Raw genomic sequence first — 20,741 nt, 5'->3', positions numbered from 1 at the left:
TCGCTATGGAATATCTGCTGATCGTCAATGCTGATGATTTTGGTCTGTCGAAGGGGCAAAACTACGGCATTGCGGAAGCCTGTCGGCATGGCGTCGTGACCTCGGCCACTGCGCTGGTCAATGGCGACGCCATTGAGCATGCCGTTGCGCTCAGCCGGGATCTGCCCGCGCTGGGCGTCGGGATGCACTTTGTCCTGACCCTCGGCATACCGCTGACGCCGATGCCTGGGCTGACCCGAGACGGCGTACTGGGGAAATGGATCTGGAGCATGGCAGAGCAGGGCACGCTGCCGCTGGATGAGATTGCGCGCGAGCTGGACTGCCAGTTTAATCGCTTTGTTGATCTGTTTGGCTCCGAGCCGACGCATATCGACAGCCATCATCACGTGCATATGATCCCGGCGATCTTCCCGCTGGTGGCCGAGTTTGCCCGCCGGAAAGGGGTCGCGCTGCGGGTGGATCGCCAGGAAGGCGTGCTCAGTGAGACGGACGTTACACTGCCGCCTTCTACCGAGGGCTTCAGCAGCGGCTTCTATGGGGATGAGATCAGCGAGGCGCTGTTTTTAAGCGTGCTGGACAGTTCGGTTCAAAACGGGGAGCGATCGCTGGAGGTGATGGCCCATCCGGCCTTTATCGATAATACGATCCGCAAAAGCGCCTACTGCTGGCCGCGGCTGGCGGAGGTGGATGTCCTGACCTCGACGTCGCTGAAATATGCGATTGCCGAGCGCGGGTATCGACTGGGAACCTTCAGGGATCTCTGAGAGAAATGCCGGGTGGCGATTACGCCACCCGGTTGTTTTACGCCGGAATGCTGGCGATTTTACTGCTGCGCGACCAGACGCGGTGCGCGGCCATAAGTGACAGCAGATCGTCCATAAACGCCTTATCGGCGCTATTACCCTCGACAATCCCTTCTTCGCCTTTATCGGCCACATTAAGCCGGGTTTTGAACTGCCTGGCGTCGCCAGCCAGCGCAATTGGCTTAAGGTGTTTGTAGGCTTCCAGCAGGTAATAGACCGCATCACCGTTGCTGAGCAGACTCTGGATGTCGCCGCCCGGCACGATCACCGCATCTACGGTCAACGACGGCGATCCGGCAAAGGTCGCGGCAACCGGCAGCACCGAGCCATCGTCGGCGCTCACGTCGCCCATCCGCGAGAAGAGCAGTTTGGCATGTACCCCTTTAGCTTTCAGCGCTTTTAGCGCCGCCAGCACGTCGGCGGCCCGGACGCTGTCGTTCAGCAGCACTGCCACCACCCGGCCTTTAATACTGCCGCCGGGGACGGCATACAGGCTGAGCGACGGATCTTTTTTCACGCCGTTGACCGCTTTCGGCGGCGCAATCTTGCACTGCTCGTCGCTGAGGGTGAGCCCTAAGTTATCCGCCACGCCCTGGGCGAGGGTGACATCAATATGCGCCAGCTGATCGACCACCCGCTCGCGAATATAGGCCCGCACTACTTTGCTTAATTCAAAGCTGAACGCGCCAATAATATGCTCCTGCTCGACGGGCGTCTGGCTCTGCCAGAACAGGCGCGGATGGGCGTAGTACTCGCCGAAGGAGGGACTGCGCTCGCGGATTTTAGTCCCTTCCACGCGCTCCTGATACGATTCGAATCCACCCCGTTTCGGGCCGGGTGGGGTTTCGCGAGGCCAGTTATCGTTGATCGAATTCGGCTCATAGTTTGCCGGATTGGTGTCGATCTCCATGCGGTGCATCCCGTCCCGCTGGAAGTTATGGTACGGGCAGGTAGGGCGGTTAATCGGGATTTCGTGGAAATTCGGTCCCCCCAGGCGGCTGATTTGCGTATCGGTGTAAGAGAACAGACGCCCCTGCAACAGCGGATCGTTGGTGAAGTCCAGCCCCGGGACGATATGGCCTGGGTGGAATGCGACCTGTTCGTTCTCGGCAAAGAAGTTATCCGGGTTGCGGTTGAGCACCATTTTGCCCACCAGCTGGACCGGTACCAGCTCCTCGGGGATCAGCTTGGTCGGGTCGAGGATATCAAAATCAAACTTGAACTCGTCCTCTTCCGGGATCAGCTGGAAGCCAAGTTCATATTCCGGATAGTCGCCCGCTTCGATGGCCTCCCACAGCTCGCGGCGGTGGAAATCCGGGTCGCGCCCGGTCAGCTTCTGCGACTCATCCCACACCAGTGAGGCTTTACCTGCTACCGGCTTCCAGTGGAAACGCACAAACGTGGCTTTCCCGTCGGCGTTAATCAGCCGGAAGGTGTGAATGCCAAAGCCTTCCATGGTGCGATAGCTGCGGGGAATCCCGCGGTCAGACATCGCCCACATCACGTTATGCAGGGTTTCCGGCTGGAGCGAGACGTAATCCCAGAAGGTGTCGTGCGCACTCTGGCCCTGCGGGATCGCCCAGTGAGGCTCCGGTTTTACCGCATGGACAAAATCCGGGAACTTGTGCGCATCCTGAATAAAGAAGACTGGCGTGTTGTTACCGACGAGGTCAAAAATGCCCTCTTCGGTATAAAACTTGGTGGCAAACCCGCGGATGTCCCGCACCGTATCGGCGGAACCTGCACCGCCCTGTACGGTAGAAAAACGCACGAAAACCGGAGTGGTCTTATCCGGGTCGGAGAGGAAATCGGCTTTGGTCAGCGCGCTCAGATTTTTATAAGGCTGAAAATAGCCGTGGGCGGCCGAGCCGCGCGCGTGGACGATACGTTCCGGGATGCGCTCGTGGTCAAAATGGGTGATCTTCTCGCGCAGGATAAAGTCTTCCAGCAGGGTCGGGCCGCGTGATCCGGCGCGAAGCGAGTTTTGATCGTCGGCGATGCGCACCCCCTGATTGGTGGTGAGCGGGACGTTTTCGCTGCCTTTGCGGACATCCTCCAGCGAGGTGAGCTTTTCATTGCTTACGTCCGGCGCCTTCAGGCTGCCCGGCGCCGTCGGCTCCTGTCCGGGAGGCGTCGGGGTTGGCGTTGCCAGGTGTGACCCATCCTCGGGTGCCAGCGAGTCCAGGCCGGGTTTTGATTCATTATCATCATGAACCGGTGATTGCTGCGGATTATGGGTCTTATCATTTTGCGACATTGCACTCGTCTCCTGTTTTCATTGCTGAAACGCGGTCGTTATTGCGTCAAAACTCAATAACTATAGAACAATGGCGGGGGACGGCCGGGTGAGACCCCGATTTCTTCCTGCCGCTTACCCCGTACAAGGCACGCAGGGCGCGACTCTGGTGGTCCAATCCGCTATCATAGGAATTTACTGATTTTTGAGTTTGCTTTAGTGAACCCGTCGCTTATGAAACCTCTTCGCCAACAAAATCGTGTTGTTATTAGTTATCGGCCCCGTGTAGAACCCGCGCCACCTGATCATGCCACCAAGCTGGATGGGTTTCGTGACGTCTGGCTGCTGCGCGGCAAGTATGTTGCGTTTGTGCTGATGGGAGAGCGTTTCCGCCGTTCACCGACGTTTACCGTACCGGAGTCGGCCCAGCGCTGGGCGGCGCAAGTCCGCCAGGAAGAAGAGGTTGATGAGTAACAGCCAATAAAAAACCGCCTTCATCACTGAAGGCGGTTTTTTTTACTGCTATGGGCGATTAACGGTGCGCGAGATCCGCATGTTCTTCGCTGTCCATAACCGTTTTGTCAGTCTGCTTCAGCCACTGGCTGGTCAGCGTACCTGCGGTCATCGAACCACTCACGTTCAGGGCAGTACGGCCCATGTCGATCAGCGGCTCAACGGAGATCAGCAGCGCTACCAGCGTCACCGGCAGGCCCAGCGCAGGCAGAACAATCAGTGCTGCGAAGGTCGCACCGCCACCCACACCGGCTACCCCGGCAGAGCTCACGGTCACAATTCCGACCAGAGTGGCAATCCACACCGGATCCAGCGGGTTAATCCCGACCGTTGGGGCCACCATCACCGCCAGCATTGCCGGGTAGAGACCCGCACAGCCGTTCTGACCAATGGTCGCGCCAAATGAGGCGGAGAAGCTGGCGATCGATTCCGGCACGCCCAGACGACGGGTCTGCGCTTCCACGTTCAGCGGAATAGACGCTGCGCTGGAGCGGCTGGTAAAGGCAAAGGTCAGTACCGGCCAGACTTTACGGAAGAATTTCAGCGGGCTGACGCCATTTGCGCCGAGCAGAATGCCGTGAACCACAAACATGATGCCCAGACCGAGGTAAGAGGCGACCACGAAGCTGCCCAGCTTAATGATGTCCTGCAGGTTGGAACCGGCCACCACTTTGGTCATCAGCGCCAGGACGCCGTACGGGGTCAGCTGCATGACCAGACGCACCAGCTTCATGACCCAGCTTTGCAGGGTATCGATGGCGGTCAGGACGCGCTCGCCTTTCGGGGCATCGTCTTTCAGCAGCTTCAGCGCGGCCACACCGAGGAAGGCAGCGAAAATCACCACGCTGATGATTGACGTCGGGTTAGCACCGGTCAGTTCAGCAAACGGGTTTTTCGGAATAAAGGAGAGCACCATCTGCGGCACGGACAGGTCCGCAACTTTGCCGGCATAGTTGGTCTCAATGGCGGTCAGACGCGCCGTTTCAGCAGTGCCCTGCACCAGACCTTCTGCGGTCAGGCCAAACAGGTTAGTGACCAGCACGCCGACCAACGCGGAGATCAGCGTGGTAAACAGCAGAGTGCCAATGGTCAGGAAACTGATTTTACCCAGCTGGGAGGCGTTATGCAGACGGGCCACCGCACTCAGAATCGAGGCAAACACCAGCGGCATGACAATCATCTGCAGCAGCTGAACATAGCCGTTACCGACAATGTTGAACCACTGGATAGAGTCTTTCAGTACTGGATTGCTCGAGCCGTAAATAGCCTGCAGCGCAAGGCCAAAGACCACGCCCATCGCCAGACCGACCAGCACCTTTTTAGCCAGGCTCCACTGCTTATGACGCGTCTGCGCCAGCAGCAACAGCAAAGCCACGAACACCACAATGTTCGCGATTAATGGAAAATTCATCCCCGTTCTCCTGATTTATTATCAGATCGGTATTGAGTCCGATCCTGTTGGCGCAAGGTTATCAGAAGTGCGAAAACGCGCTTATATCCAAATGGAATGTTTTATGCCAAATCAGCCAGGTTTGTCCGATTACTGCTCAATCTGATGATGAATGAAGCGGTTGAACTGAAATTGCAGCGAATTAATCATGTGCGAGGACCAGCGTACTGCACCATTTTCGGGCAGCGTCTGCGGCATCCACACCGCCCAGGCGAACAGCGCCATGCACAGCGCGCGCTCCAGCTGGTTGCCTTTTTGCGGCCGCAGGATCGGCAGACGAAAACGCCAGCGGCAGGGCCACAACAGCGGAACGCCTGCCGGAGTCAGCATGTCGGCAAGAATATGGCTCAGGTACCCCAGCACCATCCCCTGGATGGCATCGGCCGGGATCAGCCAGCTGTCCGGCACTTTTAAATAGAAGAGGGTCAGGGCGGCAAATACCGCCAGCAGGCTATGGGTAAAGCCGCGATGGCCGCAGGCGCGGGCAATGGGTTTTGAGATCCAGCTCAGCCGTTGCCCAAGCAGCGACTTTGGATGATCAATATCCGGCAGCAGACAGGTAAGGACCGCCGAAGGCACGATATGCCACCAGTCACCTTGCGCCAGCACAGGCGTAAGCTCAGCGTTTTTGGCAAACACTGCGCAGGCGAGAGAAAAGAGCAGATGACCTTCCGCCGTCATGATAAAACCCACTAAACTGTCAATTCATCCAGTATAGGGATTTTATACAGTAGACGGAAGAGGTGACGGTGTAACTCTTTGTCACAAATCCGCGTTAGCGCGCCAGCCAACCACCGTCTACGGCGAGGGTATAGCCGTTGATGTAGTCAGATGCCGACGAGGCCAGAAATACCGCCGGGCCCTGCAGATCGTCCGGCGTGCCCCAGCGTCCCGCCGGAATGCGCTCGAGAATCGCTTTGCTGCGATCTTCGTCATCGCGCAGCTGCTGGGTATTGTTGGTCGCCATATAACCCGGTGCAATCGCGTTAACGTTTATCCCATGTTGGGCCCACTCATTCGCCAGCAGACGGGTAATGCCCAGCACGCCGCTTTTTGACGCGGTGTAAGAGGGAACGCGGATCCCACCCTGGAAGGAGAGCATCGAGGCGATGTTGATAATTTTGCCGCCCTGACCCTGCTGAATAAACTGACGGGCCACCGCCTGGGACAGGAAAAAGACCGATTTCAGATTCAGGTTCATCACGTCATCCCAGTCCTTTTCACTGAACGACAGGGCATCTTCCCGACGAATGGTCCCCGCGTTGTTCACCAGAATATCCACCCGGCCCATTTCAGCGACGGCCTGCCCGATAATGCTGTCGATCGCCGTTTGCTGACTGAGGTCGGCCCGGATGGCAAAAAACCGACGTCCCAGCGCTTTGACGCCAGCGGCGGTCTCTTCGGGGATTCGACGGTTCACGCTCACGATGTCGCAGCCAGCCTGGGCCAGACCCAGCGCCATGCCCTGACCCAGCCCGGTATCACACCCGGTTACGATGGCAACTTTTCCAGAAAGATTAAAGGCGTCCAGTATCATATCGACCTCAGAATGTAGGGTTATTGTCGTTCTGAGGTAAGCATAGAAGTCGTACGGGATAAATTCAAACAAAAATGAAATGATGTTTCAAAAATTTTAAATGGATCATGTTTGCGGGCAATATTGCACTGCCCGCAAACCAAAATTACCCGCGCAGATGGGCGACGGTAAGCGCCTGCAGCGAGTGCAGCTTAGCGTCCGCCAGGGCGAAGCGGACATCGTGCTGGTTTTCTTCTGCCGGAACCACAATCGAGCGCATGCGGGCGGCTTTGCTGGCGATCATGCCGTTGACAGAGTCCTCCAGCGCGACGCAGGTGGTTGGATCAACGCCCAGCTTAGCTGCGCAATCCATATACACCTGTGGGTGCGGCTTGCTGTACGGCAATTTTTCGGCCGAGGCCAGCGCATCAAAGCTGTCGCGCAGATCAAACATGGTTAGCACTTGTTCCAACATATGCAGCGGTGAGGCAGAGGCGAGGCCGATTTTCAGCCCTTGTGCTTTGCAGAGTGCAATAGCTTCACGAGCGCCTTTGAGCAACGGACGGTTCTCTTCAACCAGCGTAATCGCACGGGTGATGATGCGATCCGTCACCTCTTCGCGGCTCGGGCCGTTCCACGGCTGGTGGGCGAACCACAGCTCTACCACCATATCAATGCGCAGGCCCAGCGTATCCGGGAGTTCACTGCGGCGGCTGATGTCCACGCCCAGGCTTGCTATAACATCCAGTTCAGCACGATCCCACAGCGGTTCGGAATCGATCAGTAATCCATCCATATCAAAAATGGCAGCAACAATTTGACGCGGAGTCGACATGCAACTTCTCCTTTAGTTGGTCTTTAGCAGGGGTAATGTCGGCAATTTACCATATCACCTGTAAAGAGCGGGCGAAAATGATAACCAGCAGGTAGACTTAGCCACAAAGGAAGCATCCTGATTAATGAGGAACCGATGACATATCAACAAGCTGGACGTGTAGCGCTACTGAAACAAATCGCGGGCTGGATAATTTTTATCCCGGCGGTGATCTCCACGATTATTTCTGTATTGAAATTCATCTTTGATCACAGCGAAAAACAGGCCGGGATTAATGCAGTGATGCTGGACTTTGCCCACGTCATGATCGAGATGGCGCGCTTTAATACGCCGTTTCTGAATTTTTTCTGGTTCAACTCGCCGACGCCCGATTTTCAGCATGCGATGAATATCACGTTCTGGATTATTTATGCGCTGATCTTTATTGCGCTGGCGCTGCAGGCGTCCGGTGCCCGTATGCGCCGTCAGACGCGCTTCCTGCGCGAAGGGATTGAAAATCAGCTGATTCTGGAGAAGGCGAAGGGTGAAGAGGGCTTGAGTCGCGAGCAACTTGAAGCGCGCATCGTGGTACCAAAGCACACGATTTTTCTGCAAATTTCCTCGCTGTATGTTCTGCCCGTTCTGATGATCATCGCCGGGTATTTTCTGTTTTCCCTGCTCGGATTGCTGTAAGCGTCTGTTGCCGGGCACAGATTGCCCGGCAGCGACGCGTTACGCCGCCAGCACCCTCTCCAGCGCTTTCTGCGCAATGACCAGATGCTCACCGCCAAACAGAATGGCGCGGTTCATCAGGGTATACAGCTGATAGACTGGCTGACGTTGTAAAAATCCGGCCGGGAGCGGTGAAACCGACTGGTAGCCGTCGTAAATCTGCGCGGGTTGTTCAGGGTGCAGCGGCAGCATGGCGAGATCGCACTCGCGATCGCCCCAGTAACAGGCCGGATCAAAGATGTAAGGGCCATCCGGCCCCAGCGCGCAGTTATCTGACCACAAATCGCCGTGCAGCAGCGAGGGCTGCGGCTGATGCGAAGCCAGCCGCTGCTGGATATGCTCAACAATGGCGTCGATATTGCCAAACTCCAGCCCTTTTTCCGCCGCCAGCTCCAGTTGCCAGCCAATACGCTGTTCCGCAAAGAAGGTTGACCAGCGTCGCTGCCAGGTATTGGGCTGCGGGGTGGTGGAAAGGTCGTTATCGAAATCCAACCCGAACTGCGGCTGTTCGCTCCATTGATGCAGGCGGGCAAGCTGTTGCCCCAGAATAAAGGCGTTGTGCGCATCGAGCGGACGGGCAGGGAGGTAGTCCATCACCAGGAAGCTGTAATCACGATCGCTGCCGACCGCCCAGACCTGGGGGACCCTGACGGTTTTGCTACGGGAGAGCAGTTCCAACTGGTCGGCTTCCGCAGTGAAGATGGGTAACAGTTCACGCTCATCACATTTAACGAACAGATCGCGTCCCGCATAGCGCAGATGCCATGCGGCATGGATCTCGCCACCGGGCAGTTCGTTACGCAGTTCAATTTCACCTTCGCCCAGTTGTTCACGTAAAAGATGACTGATAGCCTGCCACATGCTCTCTCTCCCATGTTGTCTGCCAGATCATAAAGTTAGCGTAAAACGATGGATAAAAAACACGAACTAACGCACATCTGTGCCTTTTACTGCCTGCCGGGTTGTTATTGCTGTTGCTTTTGCCAGTTTTCCCACGTCGTGATATCGATGCTGGGCTCTTTCCCGGTAGCGCTTTCAACAAGTCCACTGGCCAACGCCTTAACCTCATCTTCACTCAAGGGGCTGACCAGACCATAGGTGTGGGGGCCCAGCTCATGCAGAGTGCCATCGTCGTCCGTCAGGGTCATTAAAAAACCGCCCCGGGTAAGATGGTTATTGATTTCATTGAGTTCGGTCAGCGAGTCTTCATGAATGTTGACGGTTACCACATAGCGAGTGATGTCTCCACTGCTCATAATTCACCTCGTTGTTATCATGAAAGTTTTTTTAGCATAGTCGATTACCGCTATTTGTCGCCCTTTGCCGCTAAGCCTGTAGCGCGACCGTTACGCTTTTGACAGGTAAGCAAAAATTTTCTGCGTGTCATCCAGCGAGCAAAGCCGCGTACCGTGATTAATGGTTGCCGCGCTACCGGCCGCTACGCCGTACCGTGTCATCTCCAGTAACGATGCGCCCTGCGCCAGTTTTAGCGTCATGGCGCCCACCATGCTGTCACCCGCCCCGACGGTGCTTTGGCTTTTCATTGGCGGAGGCACAACCTGTACCGCCCCGATGGCATCGACAGCCAGTGCACCCTGAGGACCGAGGGAGACCACCACGCGGTGCGCTTTGCCCTGGGTGATAAGCGCCATCGCCGCGGTGCGTACATCATCCGGTTGGCTAAGATCGCGATCGACCAGTGCGCTGAGTTCTTTCTGGTTGGGTTTCACCAGCTCAATATTGCCAAGGGCAAGCGCGGCGCCGAGGGCATCACCGGAGCTGTCAACAATGCAGCGGAGACCGTGCTGCTGGGCGGCACGGATCAGCTGGGTCAGTTTTTCAGTTTTAACCCCAGGCGGCAGGCTACCGCTGATCACCAGCCATGCACCGGGATCAATGGCGAGAACTTTTTCTTCCAACTGGCGGAACTCGTCCTCACTCAACGTGGCGCCGGGCATCACAAAGCGAAACTGCTCGTGCGTGGATTCAACGTGAACGTGTAGGTTCTGACGGGTCCAGTCGTGGGCATTAACGGTCTCGACGGCAACCTGCTCATCAGCAAGAAGCGAGACCAGATGCTCGCCGGTCGCGCCGCCCGCGGGGAAAATGGCAGTGGCTTTGCCGCCGAGGTGGGTAATTGCCCGCGCCACATTAATACCGCCGCCTCCCGGTTCGAAGACGGGAGCGCTGCAGCGTAATTTTCCTTCCGGGTAGAGTTGTGCTGTGAGGGTGGCGCTGTCCAGAGAAGGGGAGAGCGTCAGGGTAAAGATACGGTCCATTTTAACCTCCTGTGAATCGGGATAACCTTAAGCCTGGCACCGATCCCCGGGATGCGAAAGCGAATAACAATATGATTTAAAAAATAAAACCATTCCTCAAATATGGATTTCATTTATGAAAAATCAGCCGATTTAAGATCGTTCTTATTCCAAAAATGAAACAAGAAATCATTGCTATGTTATTTGAGCCTTTTTATAATTTGTAACCTTTCAGCTGATCCCATGGCATTGATCCCCTGGAAAGTTTCCGGGACCGTAATGGTCTCTTTTTTTGTTGTTGGACTCTTTATAAATGAAGCTCTTAAAGACAGTACCCGCTGCAATGATTCTGGCGGGAGGCGTGTTTGCGTCACTGAACGCATTCGCCGATAATTCCGTTTTTACTGTCATGGATGATCCCTCCACTGCACAGAAACCCTTCGAAGGTAACCTGAACGCAGGCTATCTGGCGCAATCCGGTAACACGAAAAGCTCCTCACTGACCGCCGACACTACCCTGACCTGGTACGGCACTTCTACCGCCTGGTCCCTGTGGGGTAACGCCAGCAACACCTCTTCCAACGACGAGCGCTCTTCCGAGAAATATGCGGTAGGTGGGCGTAGCCGTTACAACATGACCGATTTTGACTACCTGTTCGGCCAGGCGAGCTGGTTAACCGATCGCTACAACGGTTATCGCCAGCGTGATGTCGCCACCGCCGGTTATGGTCGCCAGTTCCTGAACGGTCCGGTACACAGCTTCCGTTTTGAATTCGGTCCAGGTGTACGTTACGACGAATACACCGATGGCAACACTGAAACGCAGCCGTTAGGCTATGCATCCGGTACCTATGCATGGCAAGTTTCGGATAACACCAAATTCACCCAGGGTGTATCCGTCTTTGGCGCTGATGACACAACGGTGAACTCTGAGACGGCTCTGGAAGTGGCGATTAACGCTCACTTCGGCCTGAAAGTAGCGTACAACGTGACCTGGAACTCCGAGCCGCCAGCATCGGCACCTGAGCATACCGATCGCAGAACGACGTTCTCTCTCGGCTACAAAATGTAATCGCGTAGGGCCAATCTTTATTGGCCCTTTTTATTATTTGTGCTGATAAATAATAAACAGTGTTTTAAAATAGCCCCTCCAGCCGATATCTCCATATTCTCTCCATAATGCCACTTTTTGTTAATTAATCAGTTTATTTGACACGAATTGATAAATATTTTGACTAGGCAAAAGTGTGATCCAGATCTACACTGTCATCACAGGCTTAATAACGCCTTAAGTAAATCTGTATTAATTCAGTAAGAGAATAAAAATTATGAATAAAATCACAACTGCTACTGCAGCAATGGTGCTTTCTGCACTGTCATTCGGCGTATTTGCTGCCGATTCGGTAGATAATACCTCCAGTCAAATCGGTATTACTCAAGCTTCTGACGTCGAAGCCGGCTCGAACATCGCTCCGGGCTCCCAGTCTACTGGCCAATCGATGGATGACGCATTTGACGTGCATAAACTGGTCGCCGGTGAATGGTCTTGATTGACTCGTCAAACAAATGCGAATCACCGTCGGGCATAATATGCCACTAAAAAACCGGATTCTGATGTGCCGGTTTTTTTATTTTATTTGTTTACCTAAATATATTTAAAACGTGAGTTTATATCTTAATAACTTTACAAATAAATAAACCCACGTCGCAGGAGGGTTTAAGATTCAACTGACACCCGCCGAATTCATTCAAAACCACTGAAACTTGTCAGCCAGAATGATGATCAACGCGGTGGCAGAAACAATGTTCAGGACGACAACGGTTCTACTGGATACGTTCATGTTATTACTCCTCATTCTGCGTGTAATTAAAGACCTGTTCAAGAATAGCTCAGCGAAAAGGGATTGCGAGTCGCTGCCCACCATTCCTTGCAAAACTCATACAAAAGTGCCAGAGCATTTCATCTGCCGGTAAAGGGTTTTTTCACCCTTTTGTTAGTGTTACCATTGGCACGCTGATCGTAAATTGGCCTTTTTCTGATTTCGATCCTGTGCATGATGGCGAGCCAATTTGACGATTGTTGGTCAGATGGTTCTGCAATCTATTGTAAATTAAAGATTATTTTCTTTGTATGTGCTCTTACGTGTGGGGCACCACTGCAAATAAGGATATAAAATGCCTGTAATTACTCTTCCTGATGGTAGTCAACGACAGTTTGACCGCGCTGTCAGCCCAATGGATGTTGCGCTGGATATCGGTCCGGGTCTGGCGAAAGCCACCATCGCTGGCCGTGTCAATGGTGAGCTGGTTGATGCTTCCGATCTGATTGAAAACGACGCGAAGCTGTCTATCATCACCGCGAAGGACGAAGACGGTCTGGAGATCATTCGTCACTCTTGCGCGCACCTGTTAGGTCATGCGATCAAACAGCTGTGGCCTAATACCAAAATGGCTATCGGCCCGGTTATCGATAACGGCTTCTACTATGACGTTGACCTCGATCACACGCTGACCCAGGAAGATATCGAAGCGCTTGAAAAACGGATGCACGAGCTTGCTGAGAGCAACTACGACGTCATCAAGAAGAAAGTGAGCTGGCACGAAGCGCGTGAAACCTTCGTGAAGCGTGGCGAAAGCTACAAAGTCACTATTCTTGATGAAAATATCGCGCATGATGACCAGCCCGGCTTGTATCATCACGAAGAATACATCGACATGTGCCGTGGACCGCACGTGCCGAATATGCGTTTTTGCCATCACTTTAAACTGATGAAAATCGCAGGCGCTTACTGGCGTGGCGACAGCAACAACAAGATGCTGCAGCGTATTTACGGTACCGCATGGGCCGATAAAAAAGCCCTCAGCGCTTACCTGCTGCGTCTGGAAGAAGCGGCGAAACGCGATCACCGTAAAATCGGTAAACAGCTTGACCTGTATCACATGCAGGAAGAAGCGCCGGGTATGGTGTTCTGGCATAACGACGGCTGGACCATCTTCCGCGAGCTGGAAACCTTCGTGCGTTCCAAGCTGAAAGCGTACCAGTATCAGGAAGTCAAAGGCCCGTTCATGATGGACCGTGTGCTGTGGGAAAAAACCGGCCATTGGGACAACTATAAAGATGCGATGTTCACCACCTCTTCTGAGAACCGTGAATACTGCATTAAGCCCATGAACTGTCCGGGTCACGTACAGATCTTTAATCAGGGTCTGAAATCCTATCGCGATCTGCCGCTGCGTATGGCAGAGTTCGGTAGTTGCCATCGTAACGAGCCGTCAGGCGCGCTGCATGGTCTGATGCGCGTGCGTGGCTTTACTCAGGATGACGCCCATATCTTCTGTACAGAAGAACAGGTGCGTGATGAAGTAAACGCCTGCATTCGTATGGTCTACGATATGTACAGCACGTTTGGCTTCGAGAAAATCGTCGTCAAACTCTCAACTCGTCCGGAAAAACGTATCGGCAGTGACGAGACCTGGGATCGTGCTGAGGCGGATCTGGCAGTCGCGCTGGAAGAGAACAACATCCCGTTTGAATATCAGGTGGGTGAAGGCGCGTTCTATGGTCCGAAAATTGAATTTACCCTGTATGACTGTCTCGATCGTGCATGGCAGTGCGGTACAGTACAGCTGGACTTCTCCCTGCCTCAGCGTCTGAGTGCCTCTTATGTTGGCGAAGACAACGAGCGTCAGGTACCGGTAATGATTCACCGTGCTATTCTGGGGTCACTGGAGCGCTTCATCGGCATCCTGACCGAAGAATTCGCCGGCTTCTTCCCAACCTGGCTGGCGCCAGTGCAGGTCGTGGTCATGAACATTACCGATTCTCAGGCTGATTACGTTAAAGAATTGACGCAGAAACTACAAAATGCGGGCATTCGCGTAAAAGCGGACTTGAGAAATGAGAAGATTGGCTTTAAAATCCGCGAGCACACTTTACGTCGGGTCCCGTATATGCTGGTCTGTGGTGATAAAGAGGTGGAAGCAGGCAAAGTTGCCGTTCGCACCCGCCGCGGTAAAGACCTGGGTAGCCTGGACGTAAATGAAGTGATTGAGAAGCTGCAACAAGAGATTCGCAGCCGCAGTCTTCAACAACTGGAGGAATAAGGTATTAAAGGCGGAAAACGAGTTCAAACGGCACGTCCGAATCGTATCAATGGCGAGATTCGCGCCCAGGAAGTTCGCTTAACAGATCTGGAAGGTGAGCCGCTGGGTATTGTGAGTCTGAGAGAAGCTATCGAAAAAGCTGAAGAAGCTGGAGTAGATTTAGTTGAAATCAGCCCTAACGCCGAACCGCCAGTTTGTCGTATCATGGACTACGGCAAGTTCCTTTATGAAAAGAGTAAATCTTCTAAGGAACAGAAGAAGAAGCAAAAAGTTATCCAGGTTAAGGAAATCAAATTCCGTCCTGGTACCGACGATGGCGATTATCAGGTAAAACTCCGCAGCCTGATACGCTTTCTCGAAGAGGGCGATAAGGCCAAGATCACACTGCGTTTCCGCGGTCGTGAGATGGCCCACCAACAGATTGGTATGGAAGTGCTTAACCGCGTCCGTGACGATCTGAGTGAACTGGCAGTAGTCGAATCCTTCCCTACGAAGATCGAAGGCCGCCAGATGATCATGGTGCTTGCTCCTAAGAAGAAACAGTAAGGCCTTCAAGTAGCAATTCCTGTGGAGCCAACAGGCTTCGCAGGTTTTGTTCGCCTATGTTTCGTTTATTAACAATGCGAAGTGGAAGTTATTAAGATGCCAAAAATTAAGACCGTACGCGGTGCTGCTAAGCGCTTCAAAAAAACCGGTGGTGGTGGATTTAAGCGTAAGCACGCAAACCTGCGTCATATTCTGACCAAAAAATCTACTAAGCGTAAACGTCACCTGCGTCCAAAAGGCCTTGTTTCTAAAGGCGATCTGGGTCTGGTAATCGCGTGCCTGCCGTACGCATAAGTCGTTAACGTTTTTTAACTTTTTAATTAGAATAGATACAGGAGAGCACATATGGCTCGCGTAAAACGTGGTGTAGTTGCCCGTGCACGTCACAAGAAAATTTTGAAACAAGCCAAAGGCTACTACGGTGCGCGTTCACGCGTATACCGCGTTGCCTTCCAGGCAGTTATCAAAGCTGGTCAGTACGCTTACCGTGACCGTCGTCAACGTAAGCGTCAGTTCCGTCAACTGTGGATTGCGCGTATCAACGCAGCAGCACGTCAGAACGGTATTTCTTACAGCAAATTCATCAACGGCCTGAAAAAAGCCTCTGTTGAAATCGACCGTAAGATCCTGGCTGACATCGCAGTATTCGACAAGTTAGCGTTCACCGCGCTGGTCGAAAAAGCGAAAGCAGCTCTGGCATAAGCCAGTTAAAGAGGGAGCTCTGCTCCCTCTTTTCGTTTCAAGCGTATCAAAAGATTGACAATTTTCCGGCGAGCCTTTTCAATAAGGTCTTACGTCTCTTTCCACACAAGGTAACGCAAGCATGAATGCTGCTATTTTCCGCTTCTTCTTTTACTTTAGCACCTGACTTCAGGAGGCTAGCGCGTGAAAGACGAAACGGAAAACAGCGCCAGAAAGCCTCCTGATGGAGGCTTTTTTCGTATCTGCCGCTTGTAAATATCGCTACATAACGAGGAAAACCATGTCACATCTCGCAGAGCTGGTTGCCAGTGCAACGGCTGCCATTAACCAGGCCTCAGATGTTGCCGCGTTAGACAACGTCCGCGTCGAATATCTGGGCAAGAAAGGGCACTTGACCCTGCAAATGACTACCCTGCGCGAGCTGCCGCCAGAAGAGCGTCCAGCCGCAGGCGCGGTAATCAACGAAGCCAAAGAGCAGGTTCAGCAGGTGCTGAACGAGCGTAAAAATGCGCTGGAAAGCGCCGCACTGAACGCCCGTCTGGCGGCAGAAACCATCGACGTCTCCCTGCCGGGCCGTCGCATTGAAAACGGTGGTCTGCATCCGGTCACGCGCACAATCGACCGTATTGAAAGCTTCTTCGGTGAGCTGGGCTTTACCGTCGAGACGGGCCCGGAAATCGAAGATGACTATCACAACTTTGATGCCCTGAACATTCCTGGCCATCACCCGGCGCGCGCCGACCACGATACCTTCTGGTTTGATGCGACCCGTCTGCTGCGTACCCAGACCTCTGGCGTGCAGATCCGTACCATGAAAGAGAAGCAGCCACCAATCCGCATCATTGCGCCGGGCCGCGTCTACCGTAATGATTACGACCAGACTCACACCCCAATGTTCCATCAGATGGAAGGCCTGATCGTTGATAAAAACATCAGCTTCACCAATCTGAAAGGCACCCTGCACGATTTCCTGAGCAACTTCTTTGAAGAAGATCTGCAGATCCGTTTCCGTCCGTCCTACTTCCCGTTCACCGAGCCGTCCGCTGAAGTTGACGTGATGGGTAAAAATGGCAAGTGGCTGGAAGTGCTGGGCTGCGGCATGGTTCACCCGAACGTGCTGCGTAACGTCGGCATTGACCCGGAAGTGTACTCCGGCTTCGCCTTTGGTATGGGCATGGAACGTCTGACCATGCTGCGCTATGGCGTCACCGACTTACGTGCATTCTTCGAAAACGATCTGCGTTTCCTCAAACAGTTTAAATAAGGGCAGGACAGAACAATGAAATTCAGTGAACTGTGGTTACGCGAATGGGTGAACACCGCGCTTGATAGCGAGGCGCTCTCTAACCAGATCACCATGGCAGGTCTCGAAGTCGACGGCGTTGAGCCCGTTGCCGGCGCCTTTAACGGCGTGATGGTGGGCGAAGTGGTGGAGTGCGGTCAGCACCCGAACGCAGACAAACTGCGGGTAACCAAAATTAACGTCGGCGGCGAACGCCTGCTGGATATCGTCTGCGGCGCGCCAAACTGCCGCCAGGGCCTGAAAGTGGCCGTAGCAACCGTGGGTGCGGTGCTGCCGGGCGATTTCAAAATCAAAGCGGCAAAACTGCGCGGTGAGCCGTCGGAAGGGATGCTGTGCTCTTTCTCTGAGCTGGGTATTTCCGACGATCATAACGGCATCATTGAGCTGCCGGCTGATGCACCAATCGGTACCGACATCCGCGAATACCTGAAGCTCGATGACAACACCATCGAAATCAGCGTGACGCCAAACCGTGCCGACTGCTTAGGGATTATTGGCGTAGCGCGCGACGTGGCGGTACTGAATCAGGCCGAACTGAACGCACCGGAGATTACCCCGGTTGCCGCCACCATCAACGACACGCTGCCGATTCAGGTAGATGCGGCTGATGCCTGCCCACGCTACCTCGGTCGCGTAGTGAAAGGGATCAACGTTAAAGCCCCTACGCCACTGTGGATGAAAGAGAAGCTGCGTCGCTGCGGGATCCGTTCCATTGATGCGGTGGTTGACGTTACCAACTACGTTCTGCTGGAGCTGGGCCAGCCGATGCACGCGTTCGATAAAGATCGTATCGAAGGTGGGATCGTGGTGCGCATGGCGAAAGAGGGCGAAACGCTGGTGCTGCTGGACGGTACCGAAGCGAAGCTGAATACCGATACGCTGGTGATTGCCGACCACGGCAAAGCGCTGGCGATGGGCGGCATCTTTGGCGGCGACCACTCTGGGGTCAATGATGAAACGCAAAACGTACTGCTGGAGTGTGCCTTCTTCAGCCCGCTGTCCATCACCGGTCGCGCGCGCCGTCATGGCCTGCATACCGATGCCTCTCACCGCTACGAGCGTGGCGTGGATCCTGCGCTGCAGTATAAAGCGATTGAGCGTGCCACGCGCCTGCTGATCGATATCTGCGGCGGCGAAGCCGGTCCGGTTATCGATGTCACAAGCGTTGAGCATCTGCCGAAGCGTGCAACCATCACCCTGCGTCGCAGCAAGCTGGATCGCCTGATTGGTCATCACATTGCCGATGCGCAGGTGAGCGACATTCTGCGCCGTCTGGGCTGTGAAGTGACCGAAGGTCAGGACCAGTGGCAGGCCGTTGCGCCGAGCTGGCGTTTCGATATTGCAATCGAAGAAGATCTGGTCGAGGAAGTGGCCCGCGTGTATGGCTACAACAACATCCCTGATGAGCCGGTGCAGGCGGGTCTGGTAATGGGCTCGCACCGTGAGGCGGATCTCTCGCTGAAGCGTGTGAAAACCCTGCTCAACGACAAAGGCTTCCAGGAAGTGATCACCTACAGTTTCGTTGACCCGAAAGTGCAGCAGCTGATCCACCCAGGTCAGGAAGCGCTGATCCTGCCAAGCCCCATCTCCAGCGAAATGTCCGCAATGCGCCTGTCGCTGCTGACCGGCTTGCTCAGCACCATCGTCTACAACCAGAATCGCCAGCAGAACCGCGTGCGTATCTTCGAGACCGGCCTGCGCTTTGTCCCGGATACTCAGGCTAACCTGGGCATTCGTCAGGACCTGATGCTGGCGGGCGCAATCTGTGGCAACCGCTATGAAGAGCACTGGGACCTGACCAAAAACAGCGTCGATTTCTACGATCTGAAAGGCGACCTGGAGTCCGTTCTCGAACTGACCGGTAAATTATCTGAAATTGAGTTCCGTGCCGAGGCCATTCCAGCCCTGCATCCGGGCCAAAGTGCGGCGATTTATCTGCAAGGTGAACGCGTTGGTTTCATTGGCGTTGTGCATCCGGAACTGGAGCGCAAACTCGACCTGAACGGCCGTACGCTGGCGTTTGAGCTGGAGTGGAACAAGGTCGCAGACCGCGTCATTCCTCAGGCTCAGGACGTTTCTCGCTTCCCTGCAAACCGTCGTGATATCGCTGTTGTGGTGGCCGAAAACGTGCCTGCCGCAGATGTTTTGGTCGAATGTAAGAAAGTTGGCGTAAATCAGGTAGTTGGCGTAAACTTATTTGACGTGTACCGCGGCAAGGGCGTAGCAGAGGGCTTTAAGAGCCTGGCTATCAGCCTTATCCTTCAGGATACCAGCCGTACACTCGAAGAAGAGGAGATTGCCGCTACCGTCGCCAAATGTGTAGAGGCATTAAAAGAGCGATTCCAGGCATCATTGAGGGATTGAACCTATGGCGCTTACAAAAGCTGAAATGTCCGAATATCTGTTTGATAAGCTTGGGCTTAGCAAACGGGATGCCAAAGAGCTGGTAGAACTGTTTTTCGAAGAGATCCGTCGCGCTCTGGAAAACGGTGAGCAGGTAAAACTCTCCGGCTTTGGTAACTTTGATTTGCGCGACAAGAATCAACGTCCGGGCCGCAACCCCAAAACGGGTGAGGATATTCCCATTACAGCTCGCCGCGTGGTGACCTTCAGACCCGGCCAGAAGTTAAAAAGCCGTGTCGAAAACGCTTCACCCAAAGCAGAGTGATACTATCTAACTAAAAAGGCCGCTGATGCGGCCTTTTTTCTTTGCGCTCCCGTAAACCCACCGTAAAATCAATTACATCATTCATTTGCAAAATGACTCCCATGCCCGAATTTGCCCGTCAGCAATACCGTTCCGACCTGCGTAAGGTGCTTTTGCTGCTGGTTGCGCTGGTGCTCGCGCTGGGGTTTAGCCTCTGTGCCGGTGAGCAATGGATCGGGCCGCAGGCGTGGTTTGGCCCGCAGGGTGAGTTATTCATCTGGCAAATCCGTATGCCGCGTACCCTGGCCGTGGTGCTGGTGGGGGCCGCGCTGGCCCTGAGCGGGACGATTATGCAGGCCCTGTTTGATAACCCGCTGGCGGAGCCCGGTCTGTTAGGGGTATCGAACGGAGCCGGAGTGGGGCTGATCGCCGCCGTGATGCTGGGCGGTGGCGCACTGTCCGGCTGGGCACTCAGCCTCTGTGCTATCGCCGGGGCGCTGTTCATCACCGTGATTCTGTTGCGCTTTGCCCGCCGCCATCTCTCCTCCAGCCGCCTGCTGCTTGCCGGGGTAGCGCTGGGGATCATCTGTAGCGCCCTGATGACCTGGGCGGTCTATTTCTCCACCTCGTTCGATCTGCGCCAGCTGATGTACTGGATGATGGGCGGCTTCGGCGGCGTGGACTGGAGCCAGGGCTGGCTGATGCTGCTGTTGGTTCCGGCTATCGTCTGGGCCTGTTTCCAGGCCTCACCGCTCAATATTCTGGTGCTGGGCGAGATATCCGCCCGCCAGCTGGGATTGCCGCTCACCTTCTGGCGCAACACGCTGGTGATAGCCATCGGCTGGATGGTGGGGGTCAGCGTCGCACTGGCCGGCGCGATTGGTTTTATTGGCCTTGTCATCCCCCATATGCTGCGTTTGTGTGGTATCACTGACCATCGGCTGCTGTTGCCCGCTGCGGCGGTGACAGGCGGCGCTACGCTGCTGATTGCCGATATTATTGCGCGCCTGGCGCTGACTGCCGCGGAACTGCCGATTGGCGTCGTGACGGCCACGCTGGGCGCGCCTGTGTTTATCTGGCTACTCTTAAAAGCCGGACGCTAGTGCAGTCAATCTGA

The 20,741-nt window shown here is 54.5% G+C and carries 23 protein-coding genes and 1 other annotated feature; of the genes, 14 read left to right on the top strand and 9 right to left on the bottom strand.

The annotated features are described in order from the left end of the window. Positions 1-5: 5 nt before the first annotated feature. Positions 6-764 carry a chitin disaccharide deacetylase gene (gene chbG / locus M8014_RS18550; protein WP_271283850.1) on the top strand — a complete coding sequence of 253 codons (759 nt, stop codon included), beginning with the start codon at positions 6-8 and terminating at the stop codon, positions 762-764. A gap of 37 nt (positions 765-801) precedes the next feature. Here chbG and katE read toward each other — a convergent pair whose 3' ends face one another. After that, positions 802-3,060: a catalase HPII gene (gene katE / locus M8014_RS18545; protein WP_271283849.1), complete on the bottom strand. Its 2,259-nt coding sequence runs from the start codon at positions 3,058-3,060 to the stop codon at positions 802-804. A 180-nt stretch (positions 3,061-3,240) separates the two neighbouring features. Here katE and cedA point away from each other — a divergent pair, with 180 nt between their 5' ends. Continuing rightward, on the top strand, positions 3,241-3,513 hold the full coding sequence (gene cedA, locus M8014_RS18540; RefSeq protein WP_271283937.1) for a cell division activator CedA: 273 nt from the start codon (positions 3,241-3,243) through the stop codon (positions 3,511-3,513). A 58-nt stretch (positions 3,514-3,571) separates the two neighbouring features. On the opposite strand, the gene M8014_RS18535 is transcribed toward cedA, so the two are convergent. The 4 genes from M8014_RS18535 to hxpB all read right to left on the bottom strand — a co-directional run bounded on the left by M8014_RS18535 (position 3,572) and on the right by hxpB (position 7,353). Then, positions 3,572-4,963: an L-cystine transporter gene (locus M8014_RS18535; RefSeq protein ID WP_271283848.1), complete on the bottom strand. Its 1,392-nt coding sequence runs from the start codon at positions 4,961-4,963 to the stop codon at positions 3,572-3,574. A 129-nt stretch (positions 4,964-5,092) separates the two neighbouring features. Further along, complete coding sequence (locus tag M8014_RS18530; protein ID WP_271283847.1) at positions 5,093-5,683, bottom strand: metal-dependent hydrolase; 591 nt, start codon at positions 5,681-5,683, stop codon at positions 5,093-5,095. A 94-nt stretch (positions 5,684-5,777) separates the two neighbouring features. Beyond that, positions 5,778-6,539: a 2-dehydro-3-deoxy-D-gluconate 5-dehydrogenase KduD gene (gene kduD, locus M8014_RS18525; protein ID WP_271283846.1), complete on the bottom strand. Its 762-nt coding sequence runs from the start codon at positions 6,537-6,539 to the stop codon at positions 5,778-5,780. 145 nt (positions 6,540-6,684) lie between these two features. After that, positions 6,685-7,353, bottom strand: a complete 669-nt coding sequence (gene hxpB / locus M8014_RS18520; RefSeq protein WP_271283845.1) for a hexitol phosphatase HxpB — start codon at positions 7,351-7,353, stop codon at positions 6,685-6,687. Positions 7,354-7,488: 135 nt separating this feature from the next. Between hxpB and M8014_RS18515 the strand changes: the two genes are divergently transcribed. Then, positions 7,489-8,025, top strand: a complete 537-nt coding sequence (locus M8014_RS18515) for a YniB family protein (protein WP_271283844.1) — start codon at positions 7,489-7,491, stop codon at positions 8,023-8,025. A 39-nt stretch (positions 8,026-8,064) separates the two neighbouring features. Here the strand turns inward: M8014_RS18515 and M8014_RS18510 are convergent, their stop codons facing one another. From M8014_RS18510 to pfkB, 3 genes are all read right to left on the bottom strand, one after another. Then, complete coding sequence (locus M8014_RS18510) at positions 8,065-8,925, bottom strand: fructosamine kinase family protein (RefSeq protein ID WP_271283843.1); 861 nt, start codon at positions 8,923-8,925, stop codon at positions 8,065-8,067. A 104-nt stretch (positions 8,926-9,029) separates the two neighbouring features. Then, positions 9,030-9,320 carry a type V toxin-antitoxin system endoribonuclease antitoxin GhoS gene (gene ghoS, locus M8014_RS18505; RefSeq protein ID WP_271283842.1) on the bottom strand — a complete coding sequence of 97 codons (291 nt, stop codon included), beginning with the start codon at positions 9,318-9,320 and terminating at the stop codon, positions 9,030-9,032. 90 nt (positions 9,321-9,410) lie between these two features. Then, on the bottom strand, positions 9,411-10,343 hold the full coding sequence (gene pfkB / locus M8014_RS18500; protein ID WP_271283841.1) for a 6-phosphofructokinase II: 933 nt from the start codon (positions 10,341-10,343) through the stop codon (positions 9,411-9,413). A gap of 292 nt (positions 10,344-10,635) precedes the next feature. Between pfkB and M8014_RS18495 the strand changes: the two genes are divergently transcribed. Together M8014_RS18495 and M8014_RS18490 are read left to right on the top strand one after the other, a co-directional pair. Then, positions 10,636-11,394: a DUF481 domain-containing protein gene (locus M8014_RS18495; RefSeq protein ID WP_271283840.1), complete on the top strand. Its 759-nt coding sequence runs from the start codon at positions 10,636-10,638 to the stop codon at positions 11,392-11,394. A gap of 256 nt (positions 11,395-11,650) precedes the next feature. Continuing rightward, positions 11,651-11,872, top strand: a complete 222-nt coding sequence (locus M8014_RS18490; protein WP_271283839.1) for a hypothetical protein — start codon at positions 11,651-11,653, stop codon at positions 11,870-11,872. A 198-nt stretch (positions 11,873-12,070) separates the two neighbouring features. Here M8014_RS18490 and yncL read toward each other — a convergent pair whose 3' ends face one another. Beyond that, a complete protein-coding gene (gene yncL, locus M8014_RS18485) occupies positions 12,071-12,163 on the bottom strand; it encodes a stress response membrane protein YncL (RefSeq protein WP_271269747.1) in 93 nt (30 codons plus the stop codon). Positions 12,164-12,497: 334 nt separating this feature from the next. Here yncL and thrS point away from each other — a divergent pair, with 334 nt between their 5' ends. From thrS to btuC, 9 genes are all read left to right on the top strand, one after another. Continuing rightward, on the top strand, positions 12,498-14,426 hold the full coding sequence (gene thrS, locus M8014_RS18480) for a threonine--tRNA ligase (protein ID WP_271283838.1): 1,929 nt from the start codon (positions 12,498-12,500) through the stop codon (positions 14,424-14,426). Between the two features lie 3 nt (positions 14,427-14,429). Continuing rightward, complete coding sequence (gene infC / locus M8014_RS18475) at positions 14,430-14,972, top strand: translation initiation factor IF-3 (RefSeq protein WP_106993634.1); 543 nt, start codon at positions 14,430-14,432, stop codon at positions 14,970-14,972. Between the two features lie 96 nt (positions 14,973-15,068). After that, a complete protein-coding gene (gene rpmI, locus M8014_RS18470; RefSeq protein WP_003030583.1) occupies positions 15,069-15,266 on the top strand; it encodes a 50S ribosomal protein L35 in 198 nt (65 codons plus the stop codon). 51 nt (positions 15,267-15,317) lie between these two features. After that, entirely contained in the window at positions 15,318-15,674 is a 357-nt protein-coding gene (rplT, locus tag M8014_RS18465; RefSeq protein WP_012017122.1) for a 50S ribosomal protein L20, read from the top strand. 116 nt (positions 15,675-15,790) lie between these two features. After that, positions 15,791-15,914: a sequence feature (Phe leader region), on the top strand. Next, on the top strand, positions 15,796-15,840 hold the full coding sequence (pheM, locus tag M8014_RS18460) for a pheST operon leader peptide PheM (RefSeq protein ID WP_001386830.1): 45 nt from the start codon (positions 15,796-15,798) through the stop codon (positions 15,838-15,840). It overlaps the preceding feature by 45 nt. A 40-nt stretch (positions 15,915-15,954) precedes the next feature. Continuing rightward, positions 15,955-16,938 carry a phenylalanine--tRNA ligase subunit alpha gene (pheS, locus tag M8014_RS18455; RefSeq protein WP_271283837.1) on the top strand — a complete coding sequence of 328 codons (984 nt, stop codon included), beginning with the start codon at positions 15,955-15,957 and terminating at the stop codon, positions 16,936-16,938. A 15-nt stretch (positions 16,939-16,953) separates the two neighbouring features. After that, entirely contained in the window at positions 16,954-19,341 is a 2,388-nt protein-coding gene (gene pheT / locus M8014_RS18450) for a phenylalanine--tRNA ligase subunit beta (RefSeq protein ID WP_271283836.1), read from the top strand. Positions 19,342-19,345: 4 nt separating this feature from the next. Then, the gene (gene ihfA, locus M8014_RS18445) at positions 19,346-19,645 is read left to right on the top strand and encodes an integration host factor subunit alpha (RefSeq protein ID WP_006820203.1); all 300 of its coding nucleotides are present in this window, start codon (positions 19,346-19,348) and stop codon (positions 19,643-19,645) included. A 101-nt stretch (positions 19,646-19,746) separates the two neighbouring features. After that, positions 19,747-20,727 carry a vitamin B12 ABC transporter permease BtuC gene (gene btuC, locus M8014_RS18440; RefSeq protein WP_271283835.1) on the top strand — a complete coding sequence of 327 codons (981 nt, stop codon included), beginning with the start codon at positions 19,747-19,749 and terminating at the stop codon, positions 20,725-20,727. Positions 20,728-20,741 lie beyond the last annotated feature (14 nt).

Origin of the sequence: Silvania hatchlandensis, assembly GCF_025564065.1 — a bacterium.
Lineage (GTDB): Bacteria > Pseudomonadota > Gammaproteobacteria > Enterobacterales > Enterobacteriaceae > Enterobacter > Enterobacter hatchlandensis.
The sequence above is the reverse complement of the archived record's forward strand: the minus strand, read 5'-3'. Positions and strand labels throughout refer to the sequence as shown.

Coding starts and splice junctions, on each gene's coding strand:
- hxpB (WP_271283845.1), bottom strand. CDS start 7,353: ATGTCGACTCCGCGTCAAATTGTTGCTGCCATTTTTGATATGGATGGA.
- kduD (WP_271283846.1), bottom strand. CDS start 6,539: ATGATACTGGACGCCTTTAATCTTTCTGGAAAAGTTGCCATCGTAACC.
- btuC (WP_271283835.1), top strand. CDS start 19,747: ATGCCCGAATTTGCCCGTCAGCAATACCGTTCCGACCTGCGTAAGGTG.
- M8014_RS18535 (WP_271283848.1), bottom strand. CDS start 4,963: ATGAATTTTCCATTAATCGCGAACATTGTGGTGTTCGTGGCTTTGCTG.
- pheS (WP_271283837.1), top strand. CDS start 15,955: ATGTCACATCTCGCAGAGCTGGTTGCCAGTGCAACGGCTGCCATTAAC.
- chbG (WP_271283850.1), top strand. CDS start 6: ATGGAATATCTGCTGATCGTCAATGCTGATGATTTTGGTCTGTCGAAG.
- rpmI (WP_003030583.1), top strand. CDS start 15,069: ATGCCAAAAATTAAGACCGTACGCGGTGCTGCTAAGCGCTTCAAAAAA.
- ihfA (WP_006820203.1), top strand. CDS start 19,346: ATGGCGCTTACAAAAGCTGAAATGTCCGAATATCTGTTTGATAAGCTT.
- M8014_RS18515 (WP_271283844.1), top strand. CDS start 7,489: ATGACATATCAACAAGCTGGACGTGTAGCGCTACTGAAACAAATCGCG.
- rplT (WP_012017122.1), top strand. CDS start 15,318: ATGGCTCGCGTAAAACGTGGTGTAGTTGCCCGTGCACGTCACAAGAAA.
- ghoS (WP_271283842.1), bottom strand. CDS start 9,320: ATGAGCAGTGGAGACATCACTCGCTATGTGGTAACCGTCAACATTCAT.
- yncL (WP_271269747.1), bottom strand. CDS start 12,163: ATGAACGTATCCAGTAGAACCGTTGTCGTCCTGAACATTGTTTCTGCC.
- M8014_RS18490 (WP_271283839.1), top strand. CDS start 11,651: ATGAATAAAATCACAACTGCTACTGCAGCAATGGTGCTTTCTGCACTG.
- M8014_RS18530 (WP_271283847.1), bottom strand. CDS start 5,683: ATGACGGCGGAAGGTCATCTGCTCTTTTCTCTCGCCTGCGCAGTGTTT.
- katE (WP_271283849.1), bottom strand. CDS start 3,060: ATGTCGCAAAATGATAAGACCCATAATCCGCAGCAATCACCGGTTCAT.
- pheT (WP_271283836.1), top strand. CDS start 16,954: ATGAAATTCAGTGAACTGTGGTTACGCGAATGGGTGAACACCGCGCTT.
- thrS (WP_271283838.1), top strand. CDS start 12,498: ATGCCTGTAATTACTCTTCCTGATGGTAGTCAACGACAGTTTGACCGC.
- M8014_RS18495 (WP_271283840.1), top strand. CDS start 10,636: ATGAAGCTCTTAAAGACAGTACCCGCTGCAATGATTCTGGCGGGAGGC.
- M8014_RS18510 (WP_271283843.1), bottom strand. CDS start 8,925: ATGTGGCAGGCTATCAGTCATCTTTTACGTGAACAACTGGGCGAAGGT.
- pfkB (WP_271283841.1), bottom strand. CDS start 10,343: ATGGACCGTATCTTTACCCTGACGCTCTCCCCTTCTCTGGACAGCGCC.